This is a genomic window from Kitasatospora sp. NPDC088346, from assembly GCF_044740765.1.
GTDB lineage: Bacteria > Actinomycetota > Actinomycetes > Streptomycetales > Streptomycetaceae > Kitasatospora.
Window position 1 is genome coordinate 1 of the sequence record NZ_JBIURH010000007.1, and the last position, 20,158, is coordinate 20,158.

At 72.9% G+C, this 20,158-nt stretch carries 14 protein-coding genes; 7 read left to right on the plus strand and 7 right to left on the minus strand.

Going from position 1 to position 20,158, the window contains the following annotated elements:
- Positions 1–249: 249 nt before the first annotated feature.
- Complete coding sequence (locus ACIOFR_RS12165) at positions 250–1,617, plus strand: L-serine ammonia-lyase (RefSeq protein WP_400995368.1); 1,368 nt, start codon at positions 250–252, stop codon at positions 1,615–1,617.
- 179 nt (positions 1,618–1,796) lie between these two features.
- Here the strand turns inward: ACIOFR_RS12165 and ACIOFR_RS12170 are convergent, their stop codons facing one another.
- Entirely contained in the window at positions 1,797–2,222 is a 426-nt protein-coding gene (locus ACIOFR_RS12170) for an ATP-binding protein (protein WP_400995371.1), read from the minus strand.
- Positions 2,223–2,396: 174 nt separating this feature from the next.
- Here ACIOFR_RS12170 and ACIOFR_RS12175 point away from each other — a divergent pair, with 174 nt between their 5' ends.
- The 3 genes from ACIOFR_RS12175 (at position 2,397) to ACIOFR_RS12185 (ending at position 4,558) form a co-directional block, all read left to right on the plus strand.
- Positions 2,397–3,185: a helix-turn-helix domain-containing protein gene (locus tag ACIOFR_RS12175; protein WP_400995831.1), complete on the plus strand. Its 789-nt coding sequence runs from the start codon at positions 2,397–2,399 to the stop codon at positions 3,183–3,185.
- The gene (locus tag ACIOFR_RS12180; RefSeq protein ID WP_400995373.1) at positions 3,182–3,376 is read left to right on the plus strand and encodes a DUF397 domain-containing protein; all 195 of its coding nucleotides are present in this window, start codon (positions 3,182–3,184) and stop codon (positions 3,374–3,376) included. Before ACIOFR_RS12175 ends, ACIOFR_RS12180 begins: the two co-directional genes overlap by 4 nt.
- A 276-nt stretch (positions 3,377–3,652) precedes the next feature.
- Entirely contained in the window at positions 3,653–4,558 is a 906-nt protein-coding gene (locus ACIOFR_RS12185; RefSeq protein WP_400995375.1) for a hypothetical protein, read from the plus strand.
- A 366-nt stretch (positions 4,559–4,924) separates the two neighbouring features.
- Here ACIOFR_RS12185 and ACIOFR_RS12190 read toward each other — a convergent pair whose 3' ends face one another.
- The 3 genes from ACIOFR_RS12190 to ACIOFR_RS12200 form a co-directional block, all read right to left on the minus strand.
- The gene (locus ACIOFR_RS12190) at positions 4,925–5,395 is read right to left on the minus strand and encodes an ATP-binding protein (RefSeq protein WP_400995377.1); all 471 of its coding nucleotides are present in this window, start codon (positions 5,393–5,395) and stop codon (positions 4,925–4,927) included.
- Between the two features lie 204 nt (positions 5,396–5,599).
- Complete coding sequence (locus tag ACIOFR_RS12195) at positions 5,600–6,832, minus strand: Ig-like domain-containing protein (protein ID WP_400995379.1); 1,233 nt, start codon at positions 6,830–6,832, stop codon at positions 5,600–5,602.
- A 171-nt stretch (positions 6,833–7,003) separates the two neighbouring features.
- Positions 7,004–8,269 (minus strand): Ig-like domain-containing protein, encoded by a 1,266-nt coding sequence (locus ACIOFR_RS12200; protein ID WP_400995381.1) that lies wholly within the window; start codon positions 8,267–8,269, stop codon positions 7,004–7,006.
- A 402-nt stretch (positions 8,270–8,671) separates the two neighbouring features.
- On the opposite strand from ACIOFR_RS12200, the gene glgX reads away from it, so the two are divergent.
- The 3 genes from glgX to ACIOFR_RS12215 are packed head-to-tail and all read left to right on the plus strand — an operon-like array spanning position 8,672 to position 14,653.
- The gene (gene glgX, locus ACIOFR_RS12205; RefSeq protein ID WP_400995383.1) at positions 8,672–10,933 is read left to right on the plus strand and encodes a glycogen debranching protein GlgX; all 2,262 of its coding nucleotides are present in this window, start codon (positions 8,672–8,674) and stop codon (positions 10,931–10,933) included.
- 43 nt (positions 10,934–10,976) lie between these two features.
- On the plus strand, positions 10,977–12,827 hold the full coding sequence (locus tag ACIOFR_RS12210) for an ABC transporter ATP-binding protein (RefSeq protein ID WP_400995385.1): 1,851 nt from the start codon (positions 10,977–10,979) through the stop codon (positions 12,825–12,827).
- Positions 12,824–14,653 carry an ABC transporter ATP-binding protein gene (locus ACIOFR_RS12215; protein WP_400995388.1) on the plus strand — a complete coding sequence of 610 codons (1,830 nt, stop codon included), beginning with the start codon at positions 12,824–12,826 and terminating at the stop codon, positions 14,651–14,653. Before ACIOFR_RS12210 ends, ACIOFR_RS12215 begins: the two co-directional genes overlap by 4 nt.
- A 17-nt stretch (positions 14,654–14,670) precedes the next feature.
- On the opposite strand, the gene ACIOFR_RS12220 is transcribed toward ACIOFR_RS12215, so the two are convergent.
- The 3 genes from ACIOFR_RS12220 to glgP all read right to left on the minus strand — a co-directional run bounded on the left by ACIOFR_RS12220 (position 14,671) and on the right by glgP (position 19,245).
- Positions 14,671–15,783, minus strand: a complete 1,113-nt coding sequence (locus tag ACIOFR_RS12220) for an AAA family ATPase (RefSeq protein WP_400995390.1) — start codon at positions 15,781–15,783, stop codon at positions 14,671–14,673.
- Positions 15,780–16,427, minus strand: a complete 648-nt coding sequence (gene pnuC, locus ACIOFR_RS12225; RefSeq protein WP_400995393.1) for a nicotinamide riboside transporter PnuC — start codon at positions 16,425–16,427, stop codon at positions 15,780–15,782. The genes ACIOFR_RS12220 and pnuC overlap by 4 nt, the downstream gene beginning before the upstream one ends.
- 97 nt (positions 16,428–16,524) lie before the next feature.
- On the minus strand, positions 16,525–19,245 hold the full coding sequence (glgP, locus tag ACIOFR_RS12230) for an alpha-glucan family phosphorylase (RefSeq protein WP_400995395.1): 2,721 nt from the start codon (positions 19,243–19,245) through the stop codon (positions 16,525–16,527).
- Positions 19,246–20,158: the final 913 nt, after the last annotated feature.

Below are 20,158 nucleotides of genomic sequence, written 5' to 3' on the forward strand. Positions count from 1 at the left end.
ATCGCCCAGGCCCTCCTCCCCGCCTTCGACGACGCCAAGGCCACCGCACTCAAGGCCCGCGTCACCGCCCTGGCCGAGAAGTACCCGCTCTACCCGAACCTGTAGTTCACCGGGGGGTGGGACGGGCGACCTCCGCCGTACCCCCCGGTTCGCCGGGGCACCGCGCACACTGGACAGTGGACCGCGGTGCCCCGCGCCGTGCCCGCACCCTCTAGCACGTCTCCACGAGACCAGACAAGGACGTCCCCCGTGGCCATCAGCGTCTTCGACCTCTTCTCCATCGGCATCGGCCCGTCCAGCTCGCACACCGTCGGCCCGATGCGGGCGGCCCGGATGTTCGCCCGCCGGCTGAAGTCCGAAGGGCTGCTGACCCAGGTCACCACCGTCCGGGCGGAGCTCTTCGGCTCGCTCGGCGCGACCGGGCACGGCCACGGCACCCCCAAGGCCGTCCTCCTCGGCCTGGAGGGCAACTCCCCCCGCACCGTCGACGTCGACCAGGCCGACCTGGACGTCGAGCGGATCAAGGCCGACCAGCGGCTGCGGCTGCTCGGCGCCCACGAGATCGTCTTCGACCCGGACACCCAGCTGGTCCTGCACCGGCGCAAGTCCCTGCCCTACCACGCCAACGGCATGACCCTCTGGGCCTTCGACGCCGCCGGCAGCAGCGTCCTGGAGAAGACCTACTACTCGGTCGGCGGCGGCTTCGTCGTCGACGAGGACGCCATCGGCGCCGACCGGGTGGTGCCCGACGACACCGCCCTGCGCTACCCCTTCCGCACCGGCGAGGAACTGCTGCGGCTCACCCGGGAGACCGGGCTGTCGATCTCCGGCCTGATGCTGGAGAACGAGAAGGCCTGGCGCACCGAGGCCGAGATCCGCACCGGACTGCTGGAGATCTGGGGCGTGATGAAGGAGTGCGTCGACGCCGGCATGGCCCGCGAGGGCATCCTGCCCGGCGGCCTCAAGGTCCGCCGCCGAGCCGCCTCCGGCGCCCGCGCGCTGCGCGCGGAGGGCATCGGGCCGGCCAACGCGATGGAGTGGGTCACCCTCTACGCGATGGCCGTGAACGAGGAGAACGCCTCCGGACAGCGCGTGGTCACCGCCCCGACCAACGGCGCGGCCGGCATCATCCCGGCCGTCCTGCACTACTTCCAGAACTTCATCCCCGGCGCCGACGACGACGGCATCGTCCGCTTCCTGCTCGCCGCGGGCGCGATCGGCATGCTCTTCAAGGAGAACGCCTCCATCTCGGGCGCCGAGGTCGGCTGCCAGGGCGAGGTCGGCTCCGCCTGCTCGATGGCCGCCGGCGGCCTCGCCGAGGTCCTCGGCGGCAGCCCCGAGCAGGTCGAGAACGCGGCCGAGATCGGCATAGAACACAACCTGGGCCTCACCTGCGACCCGGTCGGCGGCCTGGTCCAGATCCCGTGCATCGAGCGCAACGGCATGGCGTCCGTCAAGGCCGTCACCGCCGCCCGGATGGCCCTGCGCGGCGACGGGCGGCACCACGTGTCGCTCGACAAGGCGATCAAGACCATGAAGGAGACCGGCGCGGACATGAAGATCAAGTACAAGGAGACCTCGCGCGGAGGACTCGCGGTCAACGTCATCGAGTGCTGATCCGCCGGCCGGTCGGAGGCCGACCGGTCCGGGGAGCGTGAGGGTCCGCGAGCGCCCCTCCCGTACTCCGACGAGCCGTGCCGCACCGGGGCACCGGGTGGCACGGCTCGACGAACGGGACACCGTGACGGCCGCCGGGGACGAGTGCGCCCCGTCCCGTCGGCCCTCCGTCGTCCCGGTCACTCGGCCGAAGGTGCCTCGCCCCTGCCGAGTTCGAACCAGACCGTCTTGCCCGGGCCGGACGGCCGTGGGTGGCTGCCCCAGGCGGTGGCGAGGGCGGAGACGAGGGCGAGGCCCCGGCCGGACTCGTCGTCGGGGGCGGCCCGACGGGGGTGGGGGACGCCGTCACCGGGGTCGGAGACCTCCACGCGCAGGACGCCGTCCCGCAGGGTGCAGCGGATGCCGACCCGCCGGCCCGGAGGGACCCGGGCGTGCCGGCAGGCGTTGGTGACCAGCTCGCTGAGCAGGAGCAGTGCGGTCTCCGTCGTCTCCCCGGGCAGGCTCCACGCATGGGCCCGTGCCCGCAGCAGCGCGCGGGCACGGCCCGCACTGCGGGCGCGCAACGGCAGCAGCCACTCGGTGGGAACGGCGGTGTGTGCGGTCATGGTCGTCCTCGGGCCGGTTCACTCACGGGCGCGTTCTGCGCCGATCGACGCTCCCAAGGTGCCGGTCGGGCCCTACGCTCAGGAGTGACGCCACGGGTACAGCAGGTGGTCGTACCCGGCGCGTACCTGGAGAGGGGACGGCACCCGGTGACGAGCGAGACCGCCCGGCCGCCGATGGCGTGGCGCTACTGCGGCAACCAGATCAAGCTCTGGCGCACCCACGCGGGCGTCACCCGTGAGGAGTTGGGCCGCGCGGCCAACTACGAACCGGAGAGCGTGAAGTCGATGGAGCAGGGGCGGCGCAGACCCACCCTGCGGCTACTGGAGGTGGCGGACGAACTCTGCGGCGCGCAAGGGAAGTTGGTCGCCGCCACGGAGTACCTCACCCCGGAGCGGTTTCCGGCGCGCACGCAGGAGTTCATGACGCACGAGGCCGAGGCGATCGCCATCCACTGGTTCGAGACGCTGCTCGTCCCGGGCCTGCTGCAGACCGAGGAGTACGCCCGGGAGTTGATCGGCAACAGCTGCCCGCCGCTGGACGACGAGACCGTCGAGGCGCGAGTCGCCGGCCGACTCCAGCGGCAGGAGAGGCTCAGGCACTCGCCGACCGTGCTGTTCGCGTTCGTGATCTACGAGGCCGCGCTCCGCACCCTGGTCGGAGGCGGAGCCACCATGAGGCGCCAGCTCCGGCACCTCGTCGAGGTCGGCAGGCTGCGCAACGTGGTCATCCAGGTGCTGCCGGCCGACCGGGTGGCCTACCCGGGGCTGAGCGGCCCCCTGGTCCTGCTGGAGAACGCCGATCACGAGCAATTCGCCTACGTGGAAGGGCAGGAGACCGGCGCGCTGTATGCCGATCCGCTCAAGGTGAGCACCCTCGCCCAGCGCCATGGAATGATCCGGATGCAGGCTCTGAGCGCCGAGGAGTCGGCGCTGTTCATCATGAGGGTGGCGGAGGAACTGTGAGCAACACCGAGCTGACGTGGTTCAAATCCGGCTACAGCGACGACCAGGGCGGCGCCTGCGTCGAGGTCGCCTCCTCCCCCGGCACCGTGCACGTCCGGGACTCGAAGGACCGGGGCGGCCCGACGCTCGGGTTCCCGTCCGCCGCGTGGGCCGAGTTCGTTGCGTTCGCGGTGCGGCAGGAGCCTTCGTAGCCCCGAAGCTCAAGCCGCGGGGGTCGAGCTCTCTCTTGTCGGAACGGGTGGGTTACCCCTTCCCACCCACCCACCCAAGTGCCGCTGCGGCCATCAGATATGACCAATCGTCACCGAGTCGCGACCATGCGTCACGGCCGTGTAGCGTGCGCAGCAACGAAACGACCCCCGCCGGCGCTACCAACACCGAACGGGGGTCTGACCACACCAACCGGACAAGGCAATCCTGTGGCTTCCTCAGACTTTAGCGCTCCCCCGGCCCCTCACGCGCATCCGATGGCCAACACCGGCTTCGGAAAGCGGTCCGCACCGGCCGAAATCCCGTACAGCGCAGCGAACTTCGCACACCTGTCCGCCCGCGAGGCTTACCTGGCGGCGTTCATCGACCGGCTCCCCGAGGGCGCGGCGATCGACACCAAGACGCTCGCCCGCGAGCAGCCGTACTACGGCCAGCAGGCCGTGCGGTCCGCCCTGCGCAAACTGTCCGAGGCGGGCCACCTGCGCCGCTTCCGGGAGAACGCCGGTACGGACGGCGTCCGTTGGGTGCAGCGGACGTACTTCTCCCGGGTGCCGCGCTCGGACGCCTGGTGGCTGGCGTTCCTCGGCCGCGGCGTGCCCGCCGACGATCCGCCGGACGACTCCCCGCCCGCCGCCGATCCGCCACGGCCCCCACGGCCGTCGCGTCCGGCGCCGTCCGAGCGGGCCGCCCGCTCGGACGCGTACGAGACGCTGGCCGGTCTCGGCCGGGTCGACGCCCGGATGATGCTGTCCGCCGCCGAGTGCGCCGCGCTGGAGGGCGCGGCGGCCGAGTGGCTGGCGCGCGGTGCGACGCCGGAACAGCTCACGATCGCCCTCACCTCGGGGCTACCGCAGTCCGTGCACTCCCCGGGTGCGCTGGCCCGCAGACGCCTGGTCGAGAAGCTGCCGCCGGCGCCGCCCCCGCGGGCCGCCGCCGCGGCGCCGCGGGTGCGGATGATGGAGTGCACCGACTGCGGCAGACCCGGGCCGCCGAGGACCCTGCCGGGCGGCGTGTGCCACGACTGCCGCCGGGGCCCGGCCCCGCCGCGGCCGGCCCCGGAGTGGAGCGCGGCGGCGGGCCGGCACGTCGCACGGATGAAGGACCTGATCCGCGCCGGCCGCCCCGGTCAGCCCCTCGCGCCACCCGTTCACCGCAAGGAGTGAGTCGCCGAGCCGGGGGTTCACCCTCGGGTGCGTCCGGCCCGCCGACCGCGCCTGCGGTCGGCAGTGACGGAAAGATGGCCATCGACTGAATAATCACAGGCAGGCACGCGAATCCATACACACACCTAAGGTGAAGTGGGTTACGTGCCTTCCAATCCAATTTGCTCACATGCTGAGGCCGTGCAATAGTCGTACGAGTCCGGCGCTACGTGCGCCGACGCGATCCACGGCCTCCACGACCCGGTCCGGCCGTCACCACTGCGCGGCATGCACCCCCATCGGCCTGCGCGGTGACCTGCAGGGGCCCCCAGACCACGCACCATCGTGGACGGGGGGCCCCGCACTGGTTTCCGGGGCCGGCCGGGATCAACCCGCCACGCGTTCACGCACCTTGAGCTCGAACCAGACGGCCTTGCCGCGCGGCAGCAGGTCCGCGCCCCAGCGGTCGGAGACCTCCGAGACCACCCGCAGCCCGTGGCCGCTCTCGTGCAGCGGCTCGGTGGAGAGGATCAGGCAGGGCAGGGCCCGCGAGGAGTCCCGCACCTCCACCCGGACGCAGCCGGGCCTGCGCGCCATGCGTAACCCGATCGTGCGCCCCCCGGCGTGCCGCACGGCGTTCGCGACCAGTTCACCGGTGAGCAGTTCCCCCGCCGCCAGGTGCTGGTGCAGCCCCCAGTCCGCCAGGACGGCGAGCACCACCCGGCGGGCGACGCCGGCCGACTGCGGACGGGACGGGAGTCGGGCCTCCTCGTCCGGGGAATGGCCCCTGAGCTGCTGGAACGCGGCCCTCTGCAGTTCCGGGGGAGTGCGCCGTTCCAGCTCCGACAGTGCCGGCACCCGGCACGTCGAAAGGCCGTCATCGGCCAGTGCGGCCAAGGAATATGATGCCTGGTCCGCTTCGCCCCATCCTGCCATGCGCCCATCATTGCGGAACGCATGCAGGCGCGCACGGACAATGACCAAACGATCACTATTCGTCTGGCATATGCCCGGCGCAACCGAACACCGGCCCGGACCGGCCGTTCGAACCGCGGCCGGCGCCTACCAGGAGGCCCAGTCGAGGTTCCAGCCGCTCAGCCCGTTGTCGGCCGAGACCTTGCCGCCCTTGGAGTTGACCACCGTGACCACGTCGCCGACCAGCGAGGAGGCGTAGAACTTTCCCGCTCGCGACCCGGCGGTGCCACCCTTGCCGTCGGCCAGGCCGATGCAGCCGTGGCTGGCGTTGTAGGAGCCGAACGCGTTGCCCCAGTAGTTGCCGTGCACGTACGTGCCGGAGTCGGTCAGCCGCATCGCGTGCGGCACGTCGGAGATGTCGTACTCGTCGCCCGAGCCGACCCCCGCGACGCCCTGCGAGGTCATCCGGGTGGTCTCGGACATGTCCTCGATCACCATCGTGCCGTTCCAGGTGTCGAAGCCCGGCTTGCCCGCCGTGAACGGCACCGTGTCGACCTGCTGCCCGTCGCGCACCACCGCCATCTGGTGGGTGGCCACGTCCGCCGTGCTGAGCTGCGAGCGGCCGATGGTGAACGGCTCGTCCCGGTCCACCCCGCCGTAGACGCCGGGCGCGACCTCGACGCTCTTCAGCCGGTAGTGCATGGTGACCTTGGTGCCGGCCTTCCAGTACTCGGCCGGGCGGAAGTCCACCCGCTGGTTGCCGAACCAGTGACCCTTGACCACCGTGCCGTCCGAGGTCTCGAAGGTGACGCCCTTCTCCACCGCCGCCCGGTCCTTGACCGGCCGCTCGAAGGTCAGCGAGACGATCATCCCGACACCGTAGGTGGCGTTGTCGGCGATGTTGTCGTGGGCCCCGGCGTCCTTGGCCGGGGTGAGGGTGGTGAAGCCGCTCTGGGCCGTCGTCGCGATCCCGTTCGCGTCGGTCGCCGTCGCCGCCACCCGGTACTGCGAGGAGACCGCGAGGTTGCCGGCCGGCACCCAGCTGAGCCCGTCCGCGGCGAGTGCACCGGGCACCTGGGCACCGTCCGGGCCGGTGACCGCAACGGTGGTCAGCTTGCCGCCGGTCACCCCGACCTTGAGCGCCCCCGCGGGCTTGACGCCCTTGGCGCCGTCGGCCGGCTCGATGCTCAGCACCGCCGCGGAGGCGGTGGGCGCGGCGGAGGTGGGGGACGTCGCCGGGGTCGGGGCGAGCGCGGCCGCCGGGCCCGCGGCCGTGCCGCCGCCGGCCGCGTTGCAGCCGGTCGCCAGCAGCACCAGCGCGCCGGTGACCGCTCCTGCCGCCAGACCCGTACGTATCGACTTCACTCGCTTGCTCCCCATCTCCCCAGTCGGCCGTCAGCCCTTTACACGTGGGGTCCTCCCGCAAGGTTGCGTGACCAGGGTCGAGATTCGGTCACGAACAGAGCACGGCCCGGTCGTTCCGGAGAACGACCGGGCCGTGACGGCTCCGGGGACGGTTCGCGGTGCGACACCGCGTGACCGGGGGACGGACTACCAGCTGCCCCAGGCGACGTTCCAGCCGCTCAGGCCGTTGTCCGGGGAGACCTGCTTGCCCTTGGAGTTCACGATCTTGACCACGTCGCCGACCATCGAGCCGGACCAGAACTTGCCGGCGGTCGAGCCGTCGTCGCCGCCCTTGCCGTCCTGCATCGAGATGCAGCCGTGGCTGGCGTTCGACTTGCCGAAGGCGCTGCTCCAGTAGTTGCCGTGCACGTAGGTGCCGGAGTTGGTGAGCCGCATCGCGTGCGGGACGTCCGGGACGTCGTACTCGCCGCCGACCACGTTGGCCACCGTGGCCGAGTTCATCCGGGTGACCTTCTCCTTGCTGGAGACGACCATGGTGCCGTTCCACGACGGGTTGTCGTCGTTGCCGGCGGTGATCGCGATGGTCTGGGTGGTGCCGTCACCCTTCTTGACCGTCATCTGGTGGCTGGCCGCGTCCGCGGTGCTCACCTGGTAGCGGCCGATGGTGAACGGCTCGTCCTTGTCCACGTCACCGTAGACACCGGGTGAGACCTCGACGTTCTTCAGGCGGTAGTGGATGGTCACCTTGGTGCCGGGCTTCCAGTACTCGGCCGGACGGAAGTCCAGCCGCTGGGTGCCGAACCAGTGGCCCTTGACGACCGTGCCGTCGGAGGCCTCGAAGGTGATCCCCTGGGTGACCGCCTCCTTGTTCTTGATCGGCTTGCTGAAGGCCACCGAGACGATCATCCCGACACCGTAGGTGCTGTTGTCCGAGATGTTGTCGTTGGTCGCCGCGGTCTTCGCCGGGGTCAGCGTGGTGAAGGTGCTGGTCGAGGCGGCCTCCAGGCCTGCCGCGTCCTTGGCCTGCGCGTTCACCTTGTAGACCATGCCGACGGCGAGCGCGTCGGTCGGCTTCCAGCTCAGGCCGTCGGCCGCGATCGCGCCGGCCACCGCCTTGCCGTTCTTGTCGGTCACCTCGACGTTGGTCAGCTTGCCGCTGGCCACCGCGACCTGCAGTCCGTTCGGGGCCACGTCGGTGGCGCCGTCCTTGGGCGTCACGGTCAGCTGGGCGGTCGAGACCTTCGCGGGCTCGGCCGCCGAGGCCGAGGAACCCCCGCCACCCGTCCCCCCGCCGGAGCCCCCGTCGCTGGAGCCGCCGCCCCCGGAGCTGCACGCCGACCCGAGCAGCAGGACGCCACCCATCAGCACCGCGACCCCGGCCTGGCGGACGGCCCGTCCGGTCGTCCCCGTGTTTCTGCGTATTGCGGCGTCGGCCGCCTGAACCGGCTTCACGTCGGTCTCTCCCCTCCCGGTAACCCAAAGCGAATACACGCGCTGTGCCCGGGTCGGGTTGCACCGGGCGAAGGACTTCTTTTTTTCGCGCTGCTCGCCGGACACGGACCCCGGACCGGCGCGGGAGGTCAGGATAACTGGCCCGTCCGGGTGAATCTTCGAGGGGCGGCAGGTGCCGTTTCCGTGAATGGCCGGCCGTCGGCCGGGGCGCTTCACCCGGGGACCACCACATGGACCCGGGGACACGGGGGAACGAGTTCACCCATCGGGCGCCGTCCGGACGCACGGCGGGACACAATCGTTCACAGTCCGTCACGAGGGCCTTCGCCACGTGACGGCGGCATCCGATCAGGGAACAACAGGAAGGCGGGGACGGGACCCCCGCGCTGGGAGGGTGCGGCGATGACTGCGTGGCAGGAGCTGGACACGGGGACGGACCGGGACGCGCCACGGCCCCGTACCGCGTCCTCCAACGGCACGGCGCCCCACCCGGTCCCGCCCGACCCCTGGCCCGGCAGCTGGCAGCCGCTCGGCGCCCGCTTCCGCACCGACCCGCACGGCGGCCGGGGCACCAACTTCGCGCTCTGGGCACCCGCCGCCGAGGCCGTGGACCTCTGCCTCTTCGACGAGCAGGGCCGCGAGAGCAGACACCGGCTGACCGAGCAGACCTTCCAGACCTGGCACGGCTACCTGCCCGGCGTCCTGCCCGGCACCCGGTACGGCTACCGCGTGCACGGCCGCTGGGACCCGTGGACCGGCGCCCGGTGGAACCCGGCCAAGCTGCTGCTCGACCCGTACGCCCGCGCCGTCGACGGCCACTACACCGCCCACGACGCCACCTGCGCCGCCGTCCGCAACTGGCCCGAGCACGAGGTCGCCGACACCGTCCGGGACAACCGCGACTCCGCGCCCTACGTGCCCCGCGGCGTGGTGGTGCACGACGACGACGACTGGTACGACGACCACCGGCCCAAGACCCCCTGGGCCGAGACCGTCCTGTACGAGCTGCACGTGCGCGGCTTCACCATGCGCCACCCGGACGTGCCGCCGCACCTGCGCGGCACCTACGCGGGCCTGGCCCACCCCGCGGCGATCGAGCACCTGACCCGGCTCGGCGTCACCGCCGTGGAGCTGCTGCCCGTCCACCACCACGTCAGCGAGGACCACCTCCAGGCCCGCGGCCTGACCAACTACTGGGGCTACAACACCCTCGGCTACTTCGCCCCGCACGCCGGCTACTCCTCCGCCGGCAGCCGCGGCCAGCAGGTCGGTGAGTTCAAGCGGATGGTCCGCGCCCTGCACGCGGCCGGCATCGAGGTGATCCTCGACGTGGTCTACAACCACACCGCCGAGAGCGGCACCATGGGCCCGGCGCTCTCCCTGCGCGGCATCGACAACGGCGGCTACTACCGGCTGGACCGCAGCCGCCGCGGCTACGCCGACTACACCGGCTGCGGCAACACCCTGGACACCCGCCAGCCGCACACCGTCCGGCTGATCACCGACTCGCTGCGGTACTGGGTGACCGAGATGGGCGTCGACGGCTTCCGCTTCGACCTCGCCTCCGCCCTCACCCGGGGCAGCGACGGCGTGGAGATGCACCACCCCTTCCTCGGCGCCGTCTCCCAGGACCCCCTGCTCAGCCGGGTGAAGCTGATCGCCGAGCCCTGGGACGTCGGCGCCGGCGGCTACCAGGTCGGCGGCTTCCCCCCGTTGTGGGCCGAGTGGAACGACAAGTACCGCGACACCGTCCGGGACTTCTGGCGCGGCGCCCGGCCCGACGTCCGCGAGCTCGGCTACCGGCTCTCCGGCTCCTCCGACCTCTACCAGCGCGGCGGCCGCCGCCCGTACGCCTCGGTCAACTACGTCACCGCGCACGACGGCTTCACCCTGCGCGACCTGGTCTCGTACAACCAGAAGCACAACGAGGCCAACGGCGAGGACAACCGGGACGGCACCGAGGACAACCGCTCCTGGAACTGCGGCGCCGAGGGCGAGAGCACCGACCCGGCCGTCCTCGACCTGCGCCGGCGCCAGCTGCGCAACCTGCTCACCACGCTGCTGCTCTCCACCGGCGTCCCGATGCTCACCGCCGGGGACGAGCTCGGCCGCACCCAGCACGGCAACAACAACGCCTACTGCCAGGACGACGCCACCAGCTGGCTGGACTGGTCCCTGCTGGAACAGCCCGAGTGGCGCGCGCTCGCCGACCTCACCGGCCGGCTGATCGCCCTGCGCCGCCGGCACCCGGTGCTGCGCCAGCGCGCCTTCTTCTCCGGCCGCGCCGCCGTGCCGGGCGGCCAGCGGGACCTGGCCTGGTTCACCGGCACCGGCCGGGAGATGACCGAGGCCGACTGGTTCACCCCCACCGCCGCCCTCGGAATGCTGCTCTCCGGCTCCGCGATGTCCGAACGCGACGAGCACGGCCGGCCGCTGCGCGACGACAGCTTCCTGCTGCTGCTCAACGCCGGCCCCCAGGCGGTCCCCTTCACCCTTCCGGGTGCGCCCTGGGCGGCGGCCTACCGGACCGAGGTGGACACCGCCCGGGACGAGCCCGCGCCGGACGAGCACCCCGCACTGACCGACCTCACCCTGGCCGCCCGGTCCTGCCGGCTGCTCCGGGTGGTGGACGACCATGGCCGGTTCCCGCCGACAGGCGCGTAAAACCGGATGAGAAATGTCATGGCCCCGGCCTACCCTCTCGGCGATGGCCGAGAACGAGCACACCGCGCAGACCACCGCCGAGGACCTCGACCCACCGCCGGTCGACAGATCCGATCCACCGGACAGACCGGCACCCCGGTCCACGGTGCGCTCCCTGCTGCGCATGTGGCCGTACGCCCGCCCGGCCCGCTGGCGGCTGGCCGGCGCCGTGGTCGCCGCCCTGATCGCCTCCGGCAGCGTGCTCGGCGTCCCGGTCGTGCTCCGCCGGATCGTCGACGGACCGATCGCCCACCGCGACCTGGACGCCCTGTGGCCGCTGGCCGGGCTGCTCCTGCTGCTCGGCCTGGTCGAGGCCGGGCTGTTCGGGGTCCGCCGGGTGATCGTGGCCCGCCCGCTGGCCCGGGTCGAGACCGCGATGCGCGGCGACCTCTACGCCAAGCTCCAGCGGCTGCCGGTCTCCTTCCACGACCGCTGGTCCTCCGGCCAGCTGCTCTCCCGGGCCACCTCCGACATGTTCACCATGCGGCTGTTCCTGGCCTTCCCGCTGGTCTTCCTGATCGTCAACACGATGGTCTTCCTGACCGGCACCGCCCTGATGTTCGTGCTCAGCTGGCAGCTCGCGCTGATCACCCTGGTCCCCGCCGTCCCGCTGATGGTGCTCACCCGGTACTTCGAACACGGGTACGCCGCCTCCGCCCGGCAGGCCCAGGACCAGAACGGCGACCTGGCCACCGTGGTCGAGGAGTCCGTCCTCGGCATCCGCATCCTCAAGGCCTTCGGCCGCCACCGCGCGATGACCGAGGAGTTCGCCGGCCACAGCCGGCGGCTGCGCGGCACCGAGCTGCGCAAGGCCGACCTGCTGGCCAACCTCTGGGCCGTCATCGTCGGCCTGCCCGAACTCGCGCTCGGCTGCGCGCTGGCCGTCGGCGCCGTCCAGGTCGCCCACGACACCCTCTCGGCCGGCACCCTGGTCGCCTTCCTCTCCACCGCCCTCGCACTGCGCTGGCCGGTAGAGTCGCTCGGCTGGCTGCTCGCCTACGCCAACGAGGCCGCCACCGCGACCGACCGCTACTTCGAGGTCATGGACGAGCCCGACCCGGGGGAGACGCCGACCGGCGCCGCACCGGCCGCCGACCGGGGCATCCGCCTCACCGGCGTCCGCTTCCGCTACCCCGACGCACCCGCCGGCACCCCCGACCTGCTGGACGGCGTCGACCTCCACATCCGGCCGGGCGAGACCCTCGCCCTGGTCGGCGCCACCGGCAGCGGCAAGACCACGCTCACCGCCCTGCTCCCCCGGCTGTACGAGACCACCGGCGGCACGATCACCCTCGACGGCCGCGACGTCCGCGACATCCCCCGCGAGGAGCTGCGACGGCTGGTCTCCGTCGCGTTCGAGGAGCCGACCCTGTTCTCCGCCTCGGTCCGGGACAACGTGCTGATGGGCGCACCGGAGGCCGGTCCCGACCGGCTCGCCCGGGCCCTGGACACCGCCCAGGCGTCCTTCGTCGACCGGCTGCCCGCCGGTCCCGACACCCAGGTCGGCGAGCAGGGGCTGAGCCTGTCCGGCGGCCAGCGCCAGCGCCTGGCCCTGGCCCGGGCCGTGGTCGGGGAGCCGACCTTCCTGGTCCTGGACGACCCGCTCTCCGCCCTGGACGTGCACACCGAGGCGCTGGTCGAGCGCGCCCTGCGCGAGGTGCTCTCCGGCACCACCGCCCTGGTCGTCGCCCACCGGCCGAGCACGGTGCTGCTCGCCGACCGGGTCGCCCTCCTCGCCGACGGGCGGATCACCGCCGTCGGCACCCACCCGGAGCTGCTGCGGAGCTCCCCGGCCTACCGGGCACTGATGTCCGGCGAGGCCGCCCAGGAGCTCGAAGGGAGCACCCGGCGATGACCACCACCCTGGAGCCGGCCGAGGAGCTGGAGGAGCTCGGCACCCCGGCACCGGACGACGAGGACATCCCCGTCCCCCCGGGCGCGGCCCGCGCCCTGCTCGGACAACTGCTCGGCCCGCACCGCCGCCGGATCCTGCTGGCCATGCTGGTGATCCTGGTCCAGCAGGCCGCCCTGCAGACCGGCCCGCTGCTGGTCGCCGTGGCGATGGACCGCGGCATCCCGGCCCTACGCGCGCACGACGACGGCCCGCTGATCGCGGTCACCGTCGCCTACCTGGGCTGCGCCCTGCTCTCCACCTACCTGCAACGGCTGTTCATCCGGTACAGCGCCCGGATCAACCAAGACGTCCTGCTGGACCTGCGCGGCCGGATCTTCCGGCACGCCCAGCGGCTCAGCCTGGACTTCCACGAGCGCTACACCTCCGGCCGGATCATCTCCCGGGCCACCAGCGACGTGGACGCGCTGCGCGAGCTGCTGAACGAGGGGCTTCAGGAACTGCTCTCGGTCGCGCTGTCGGTCAGCTTCATCTCGGTGGTGCTGCTGGTGATGGACTGGCGCATGGGGCTCGCCGCACTGGCGTCCTTCCTGCCGATGTACCTGATCATCCGGTCGTTCCGACGGCGCTCGCTGCGGGTCTACCGGCGCTCGCGGACCGCCGTCGCCTCGGTGATCGTGAAGTTCACCGAGACCATGAACGGCATCCGGCCGGTGCAGGCGTTCCGCCGTGAGCGGGCCAACGAGGAGGCCTTCGGCACCGTCAACCGGCAGTCCGCCGCGGCCACCGCCGACGGCCTGCTGGAGATGGCCCGCTACGTCGGCTTCTCCCGCGCCGTCGCCAACGTGTGGATCACCGGCATCGTGGTGCTCGGCGCGTACCTGGTCACCGACGGCAGCCTGGAGCTCGGCGTCCTCACCGCCTTCGTGCTCTACCTGCGCCGCCTCTACGACCCGATCGACCAGCTGGCGATGTTCCTGAACAGCTACCAGTCGGCCGCCGCCGCACTGGAGAAGATGGCGGGCCTGCTGGCCCACGAACCGTCCGTGCCCGAGCCCGCCGACCCCGTCGCCCTGCCGGCGGCCGCCGGCACCGGCCGCACGGTCGACTTCCGGGGCGTGCGGTTCGCCTACCGCACCGGCAAGGAGGTGCTGCCGGTCTTCGACCTGACGCTGCCCGCCGGCCAGACCACCGCCGTGGTCGGCGCCACCGGCGCGGGCAAGTCCACCCTGGCCAAGCTGCTGGCCCGGTTCTACGACCCGACCGACGGCCGGATCACGCTGGACGGCACCGACCTGCGCGAACTGGCCACCCCGGAGCTGCGCCGCAACGTGGTGATGGTGACCCAGGAGTCCTTCCTGTTCTCCGGCACGGTCGCCGAGAACATCGCGATCGGCCGCCCGGAGGCCACCCGTGCCGAGGTCGAGCGGGCCGCCGAAGCGATCGGGGCGCACGAGTTCATCGCCGCGCTCCCGAACGGCTACGACACCGACGTCCGCAAGCGCGGCGGCCGGATCTCGGCCGGCCAGCGCCAGCTGGTCGCCTTCGCCCGCGCCCTGCTGGCCGACCCGGCGGTGCTGATCCTGGACGAGGCGACCTCCTCGCTGGACGTGCCGGGCGAGCAGGCGGTGCAGCGCGCCATGCGGACGGTGCTGGCCGGCCGCACCGCCGTGATCATCGCCCACCGGCTCTCCACGGTGGAGATCGCCGACCGGGTCCTGGTGATGGACCAGGGCCGGATCGTCGAGGACGGCTCCCCCGCCGACCTGATCGGTGGCCAGGGCCGCTTCGCCCACCTGCACCGGACCTGGAAGGACAGCCTGGTCTGAGCGGGCCGCGGCGGGCGTCAGCCGGGCGGGTCCGCCAGCAGGGCGCCCTGCGCGAGCATCCGGTCGACCGCGGCGAGCGCCTGTCGCAGGCGTTCGCCGCGGTCACCGTCCAGTTCCAGCCAAGGTGTCCGGCCGGCCGTCAGGACCTCCCGGAACAGGCCGGTCATCCACGGCCGCAGGTGCTCGCCGTCCCGCAGGCCGTCGTCGTGGAACGGCACGTCCCGGTCCGTGGTCAGCAGGTAGAGGGCGCGCGGGGAGAGCCCCGCGGCCAGCCGCCGCACCGGCTCGGTGACCGCGCCCCGGTAGCGACGCTGCCAGACGGTGGTGGCGAGCGCGTCCGTGTCGCAGACCAGCACCGGTCCGCCGCCGCGGGCTGCCCGTTCCTCCGCCTCGCCCTGCCGGCGGCAGACCAGTTCGAAGTCGGCGTCGTCCCACTCCAGGTCGAACACGGTCGGCTCCGGGCCGGCCGGGTCCGCCGTGGCCCGGGCCACCGCCAGCTTGGCCGCCGTCAGCTCCCTGCCGTACTCCGGCACCCAGCCGGTCAGCGCGTACGGGCCGCCGCGCGCCCGCAGGGCGGCGGCCAGGTCCCGGGAGAGCGTGGTGGTGCCGGTGGACTCGGCGCCGAGCACCACCACCCGCCGGGCGAGCCAGGCCCGCACCGGCGGCTCCAGCTCCGGCCAGTACGCCGCCGGGTCGGCCCGGACCTTCGTCCCGGAGACCGGGAACGTCTCCCGCGCCCGGTCCAGCACGACCGGCGCGGCCGCGAACCGCCGGGCCAGCTCCACCCCGTACGGCTCCGAGCTGAAGACCGCGTCCACCGGCCCAGCGGGCGGCGCGGCGGCCAGGCCCTCGCGCATCAGCGCGACCTGGGCGGCCCAGACCTCGGGGCTGTCGTAGTCCACCGGCAGGTTGTCGACCACGCCCGTCACCCGCACGTGCGGCTCGCCGGCCCAGGCCTCGGCCACCCAGGAGACCCGGGCGGCCAGCGGTATGGACTCGGTGTCGGCGGCCATCACCACCACCGTGACCCGCTCGCAGGCGTCGGCCGCGGCGCGGATCAGGAAGTGGTGGCCGGCGTGCGGCGGGTAGAACTTGCCGATCACCAGGCCGTGTCCGAAGCGCCCGCTCACGCCGTCACCACCGCCGGGGCGGCGAGACCGCGGTGCCAGGCCCGCAGACCGATCCCGCACATGCCGAGGAAGACCAGGTAGACCAGGGCCGTGAGGTCCAGCGCCTTGCTCAGGTAGAGCGGCACGTAGATCACGTCCGCGGCGATCCAGAAGTACCAGGTCTCGATCCGGCGGGTGTTCAGCAGCCACTGCGCCGCCAGCGAGAGCGCGGTGGTGAGCGCGTCCCAGAACGGCGCGCTGTCGCCGGCGCGGTCGAGCAGCACGGTCAGGCCCCAGGTGACCGGCACCAGCAGGGCCAGCAGGGCCGCCACGGTGCGCGGGCCGGCCCGGTGGAACACCTCGGGGGCGCCGGCCGCACCGCCGCGGAGCCACCGCCACCAGCCGTGCGCGCCGAGCGCCAGGAAGACCAGTTGCAGGGCGGCGTCGGCGTAGAGCCGGGCACCGGCGAAGAGCACCAGGAAGAAGACGTTGTTGGCGATGCCGACCGGGAAGTTCCAGATCCTCGCCCTGACGGCGAGCCAGACGCCGGCCGCGCCGGTGGCGAAGCCGAGCAGTTCGGCCCAGGTCACCTCGTCGTCGCCGACGTGGCCGAGCACGGTGGTGAGCGGTGCGGTGAGCTCGCTCAGGAAATCGCTGACGGGCATGGGTACGGCCCCTCCTGGTCATTATGGTCAGAGTGACGATAATGACCGGGGAGGGGCCGCGCAAGCGTGATTCCCGGGCGGGTACGGCCCGCGGGGCTCAGCGCAGGACGCCCGCGTCCATCCCGACCGCCTCCGGGGGGAGGGAGATCAGCCCGAGTTCGGCCGGGGAGGCCAGCAGCGGATGGGACGGCAGCACGCGCACCGTGTAGCCGAACGGACCGGTGCGGGAGAGCTCCAGCGAGCCCTCGTAGCGCCGGCGGCCGTCCAGGTCGGGGCCGCCGGCCGGCTTGAGCGCGATCGCGACGGCGTCGGAGATGCCGTCGCTCTCGTCCACCCGGCCGGAGACCACCTGGACCTCGACGTCGGTCGGCTGCAGCGGGCCGAGCGAGACCTGCACCCGCAGGGCCAGCGTCGCGCCCAGCTCCTGGGCCTCGTCCGGCCCGTCCGCCTCGACGTGCTCCACCCGGACGGCCGGCCAGGCCTGCCGGACCCGCGCCTTCCACTCCGCCAGCTCCCGGGCACCCGGGTAGGACGGGCCGCCGGGCTCGGCCGCGGCCAGCTCGCGCCGGGCGCCGGCCGCCGGGGCGTACAGCCGCTCGACGTACTCCCGGACCATCCGGCCGGCCAGCACCTTCGGGCCGAGCGTGACCAGGGTGTGCCGGACCATCGCGATCCACCGGTGCGGCAGCCCGTCCGCCCCGCGGTCGTAGAACCGGGCGGCGACCTGGTGCTCGATCAGGTCGTAGAGCGCGGCGGCCTCGATGTCGTCCCGCTTCTCGGCCTCGGCGCTCTCCGGGTCGAGCCGGCCGAGCCCCGCGCTGTCCGCGGTGGGGATGGCCCAGCCGTTCTGCCCGTCGTACCACTCGTCCCACCAGCCGTCCAGGATGGACAGGTTGAGGCAGCCGTTCAGGGCGGCCTTCATCCCGGAGGTGCCACAGGCCTCCAGCGGGCGCAGCGGGTTGTTCAGCCAGACGTCGCAGCCCGGGTAGAGGTGGGTGGCCATCGCCATGTCGTAGTCCGGCAGGAAGACGATCCGGTGCCGCACCGCGGGGTCGTCGGCGAAGGCCACCAGCTGCTGGATCAGCCGCTTGCCGCCGTCGTCCGCCGGGTGCGCCTTGCCCGCCACCACGATCTGCACCGGCCTGGTCGGGTGCAGCAGCAGCGAGCGCAGCCGCTCCTGGTCCCGGAGCATCAGCGTGAGCCGCTTGTACGAGGGGACCCGGCGGGCGAAGCCGATGGTCAGCACGTCCGGGTCGAGGGCCGTGGCGACCCAGCCGAGCTCGGCCTCGCCGGCGCCGCGCTGGCGCCAGGAGGCGCGCACCCGGCTCCGGGCCTCCTCCACCAGCTGGGCCCGCAGGGTGCGGCGCAGCTCCCAGACGTCGGCGTTGCCGATCCGCTCCAGGCCGGTCCAGCGTTTGGCCTCGCCGATGGTCATGGCGTCCTCGGCCCGTTCCAGACCGATCTCGCCGGCGCCGAGCCGGACCACCGCGGGGTCGATCCAGGTGGGGGCGTGCACGCCGTTGGTGACCGAGGTGATCGGCACCTCGGCGGCGTCGAAGCCCGGCCACAGGCCGTTGAACATGGCCCGGCTGACCTCGCCGTGCAGGGTGGAGACGCCGTTGGCGCGCTGGGCCAGCCGCAGGCCCATGGCCGCCATGTTGAAGAGCTTCGGGTCCCCACCCGTCCAGCTCTCGGCGCCGAGCGCGAGCACCTGCTCCACCGGGACGCCGGCCAGCGCGGCGTCGCCGCTGAAGTGCCGGGCGACCAGGTCCCGGTCGAAGCGGTCGATGCCGGCCGGGACCGGGGTGTGGGTGGTGAACAGGGTGCCGGCCCGGACGGCCTCCAGGGCCGCGCCGAAGTCCAGTGGCTCGTCGGTGGCGGCGGCGCCCTCGACCGGCTTCTCCTCGGCGCCGACCAGCTCGCGGATCCGCTCCAGACCGAGGAAGCCGGCGTGGCCCTCGTTGGTGTGGAAGACCTCGGGGGCGGCGTGCCCGGTGAGCCGGCAGTAGCTGCGCACGGCCCGGACGCCGCCGATGCCCAGCAGTATCTCCTGCATCAGCCGGTGCTCGCTGCCGCCGCCGTAGAGGCGGTCGGTGACGTTGCGCTCGGCGGGGCCGTTGGCCTCGATGTCGGAGTCCAGCAGCAGCAGCGGGACGCGCCCCACCTGGGCCTTCCAGATGTGCGCGGCCAGGGTGCGGCCGGCCGGCAGGGCGAGGTCGACCCGGCAGGGCGAGCCGTCCTGCTCGCGCAGCAGGCTGACGGCCAGCTCGTCGGGGTCGAGCAGCGGGTAGCGCTCCTGCTGCCAGCCGTCGCGGGAGAGCGACTGCCGGAAGTAGCCGTGTCGGTAGAACAGGCCGACGCCGATGATCGGCACGCCGAGGTCGCTGGCGGCCTTGAGGTGGTCGCCGGCCAGGATCCCGAGGCCGCCGGAGTACTGCGGCAGGGCGGCGGCGATGCCGTACTCGGGCGAGAAGTAGGCGATGGCGGCGGGCAGCGGGCCCGCGCCGTCTCCCGGGGGGAGGGCGGACTGGTACCAGCGGGGGCCGGTGAGGTAGTCGCGGAGGTCGTCCGCGAGGTCGCCGAGTCGGCGCAGGAACCGCCGGTCGACGGCGAGTGCCGAGAGCCGGGCCGCCGGTACCTCGCCGAGCAACCGGACCGGGTCCTCCCCGACGGCGGCCCACACCTCGGGGTCGACCGAGCGGAACAGCTCCCTGGTCTCGGGGTGCCAGGACCAGCGCAGGTTGAGCGCGAGTTCGTGCAGCGGCTGGAGTTGCTCGGGCAGGACAGTGCGGACGGTGAATCTGCGGATTGCCTTCACGACCTGAAGCGTAGACCCCGCGAGACGCCTGAAGGGGCGTCAACTACCGCATTGCGCACCCGTTCGGACCATTGGTGAGATCGCATTGGGCGCACTCCGGCACACGGGGGGCGCAGGGGGCGCACGATGGCCGGAGGGCGCGCCCTGGGCGCGTAAACACTTGGGAACAGCTGCATGTCGCGTGTCTGATTTGCCCCCGTTCATCGGCCAAAAACGGGTGCGTACCCGTCCCCAGGACTTGCCGGTGGTGCGAGGATGCACAAAGGTCGTTGGTGCCGCGGGGAGTGCGAGCCGGTTGGCGCGCCCTGCTGCTCCAGGTCCGGGAGCACCTCGTTGACGAACCGTTTTCCTTCTTAGCCCATTCGGCCCTGAGCTGCGTTCTGAACGCGTGTCCTCATCCCTGCTCCGCTCGTTTCCGGTTGGGTTGGGTCACCTCGGGGCGTACCCCGAGCGGCGCGCGCCGGGACGCGCACGCCTGCTCGGGACCACGAGTCGCGGTCGCGGGCCGGTGGGCAGGTTGCCGGGCGCGTCGGTGCGGGCAGGCTTCCGGTCGCACGTCCTTCCTCAGCCAGCAGTTCCTCCGGCACTCCCCGGCCACCGGCCCGCGGGAGCCGCCGCCGATCTCGGGCAGGAGTTTGGCATGCACGGCGACACGCGGGACCAGTCCACCTCGCCGTCGGGCTCACCCGACACACCGTCAACCACGGAGCAGCCCTTGCCGGCCCCGCGCGCGGGTGGACCCGACGGCACCACCGCCGCAGGCGCCGCCCCGGCCCGCCGGGCCGCCCCTCGCAAGGCCGCCCCCCGCAGAACCACCCCCGGCGCCACCGGCGGCGGCACCACCGCGGCCCGGACCTCGGCCGCCGCGGGCACCGGCCGGCCGGCGCCCCGCAAGACCACCGCGCGCAAGACG

Excerpts from the sequence above, each read along its gene's own strand:
- ACIOFR_RS12170 (WP_400995371.1), bottom strand. The coding sequence starts at position 2,222 with ATGACCGCACACACCGCCGTTCCCACCGAGTGGCTGCTGCCGTTGCGC.
- ACIOFR_RS12175 (WP_400995831.1), top strand. The coding sequence starts at position 2,397 with ATGGCGTGGCGCTACTGCGGCAACCAGATCAAGCTCTGGCGCACCCAC.
- ACIOFR_RS12185 (WP_400995375.1), top strand. The coding sequence starts at position 3,653 with ATGGCCAACACCGGCTTCGGAAAGCGGTCCGCACCGGCCGAAATCCCG.
- ACIOFR_RS12195 (WP_400995379.1), bottom strand. The coding sequence starts at position 6,832 with ATGGGGAGCAAGCGAGTGAAGTCGATACGTACGGGTCTGGCGGCAGGA.
- glgX (WP_400995383.1), top strand. The coding sequence starts at position 8,672 with ATGACTGCGTGGCAGGAGCTGGACACGGGGACGGACCGGGACGCGCCA.
- ACIOFR_RS12210 (WP_400995385.1), top strand. The coding sequence starts at position 10,977 with ATGGCCGAGAACGAGCACACCGCGCAGACCACCGCCGAGGACCTCGAC.
- ACIOFR_RS12215 (WP_400995388.1), top strand. The coding sequence starts at position 12,824 with ATGACCACCACCCTGGAGCCGGCCGAGGAGCTGGAGGAGCTCGGCACC.
- pnuC (WP_400995393.1), bottom strand. The coding sequence starts at position 16,427 with ATGCCCGTCAGCGATTTCCTGAGCGAGCTCACCGCACCGCTCACCACC.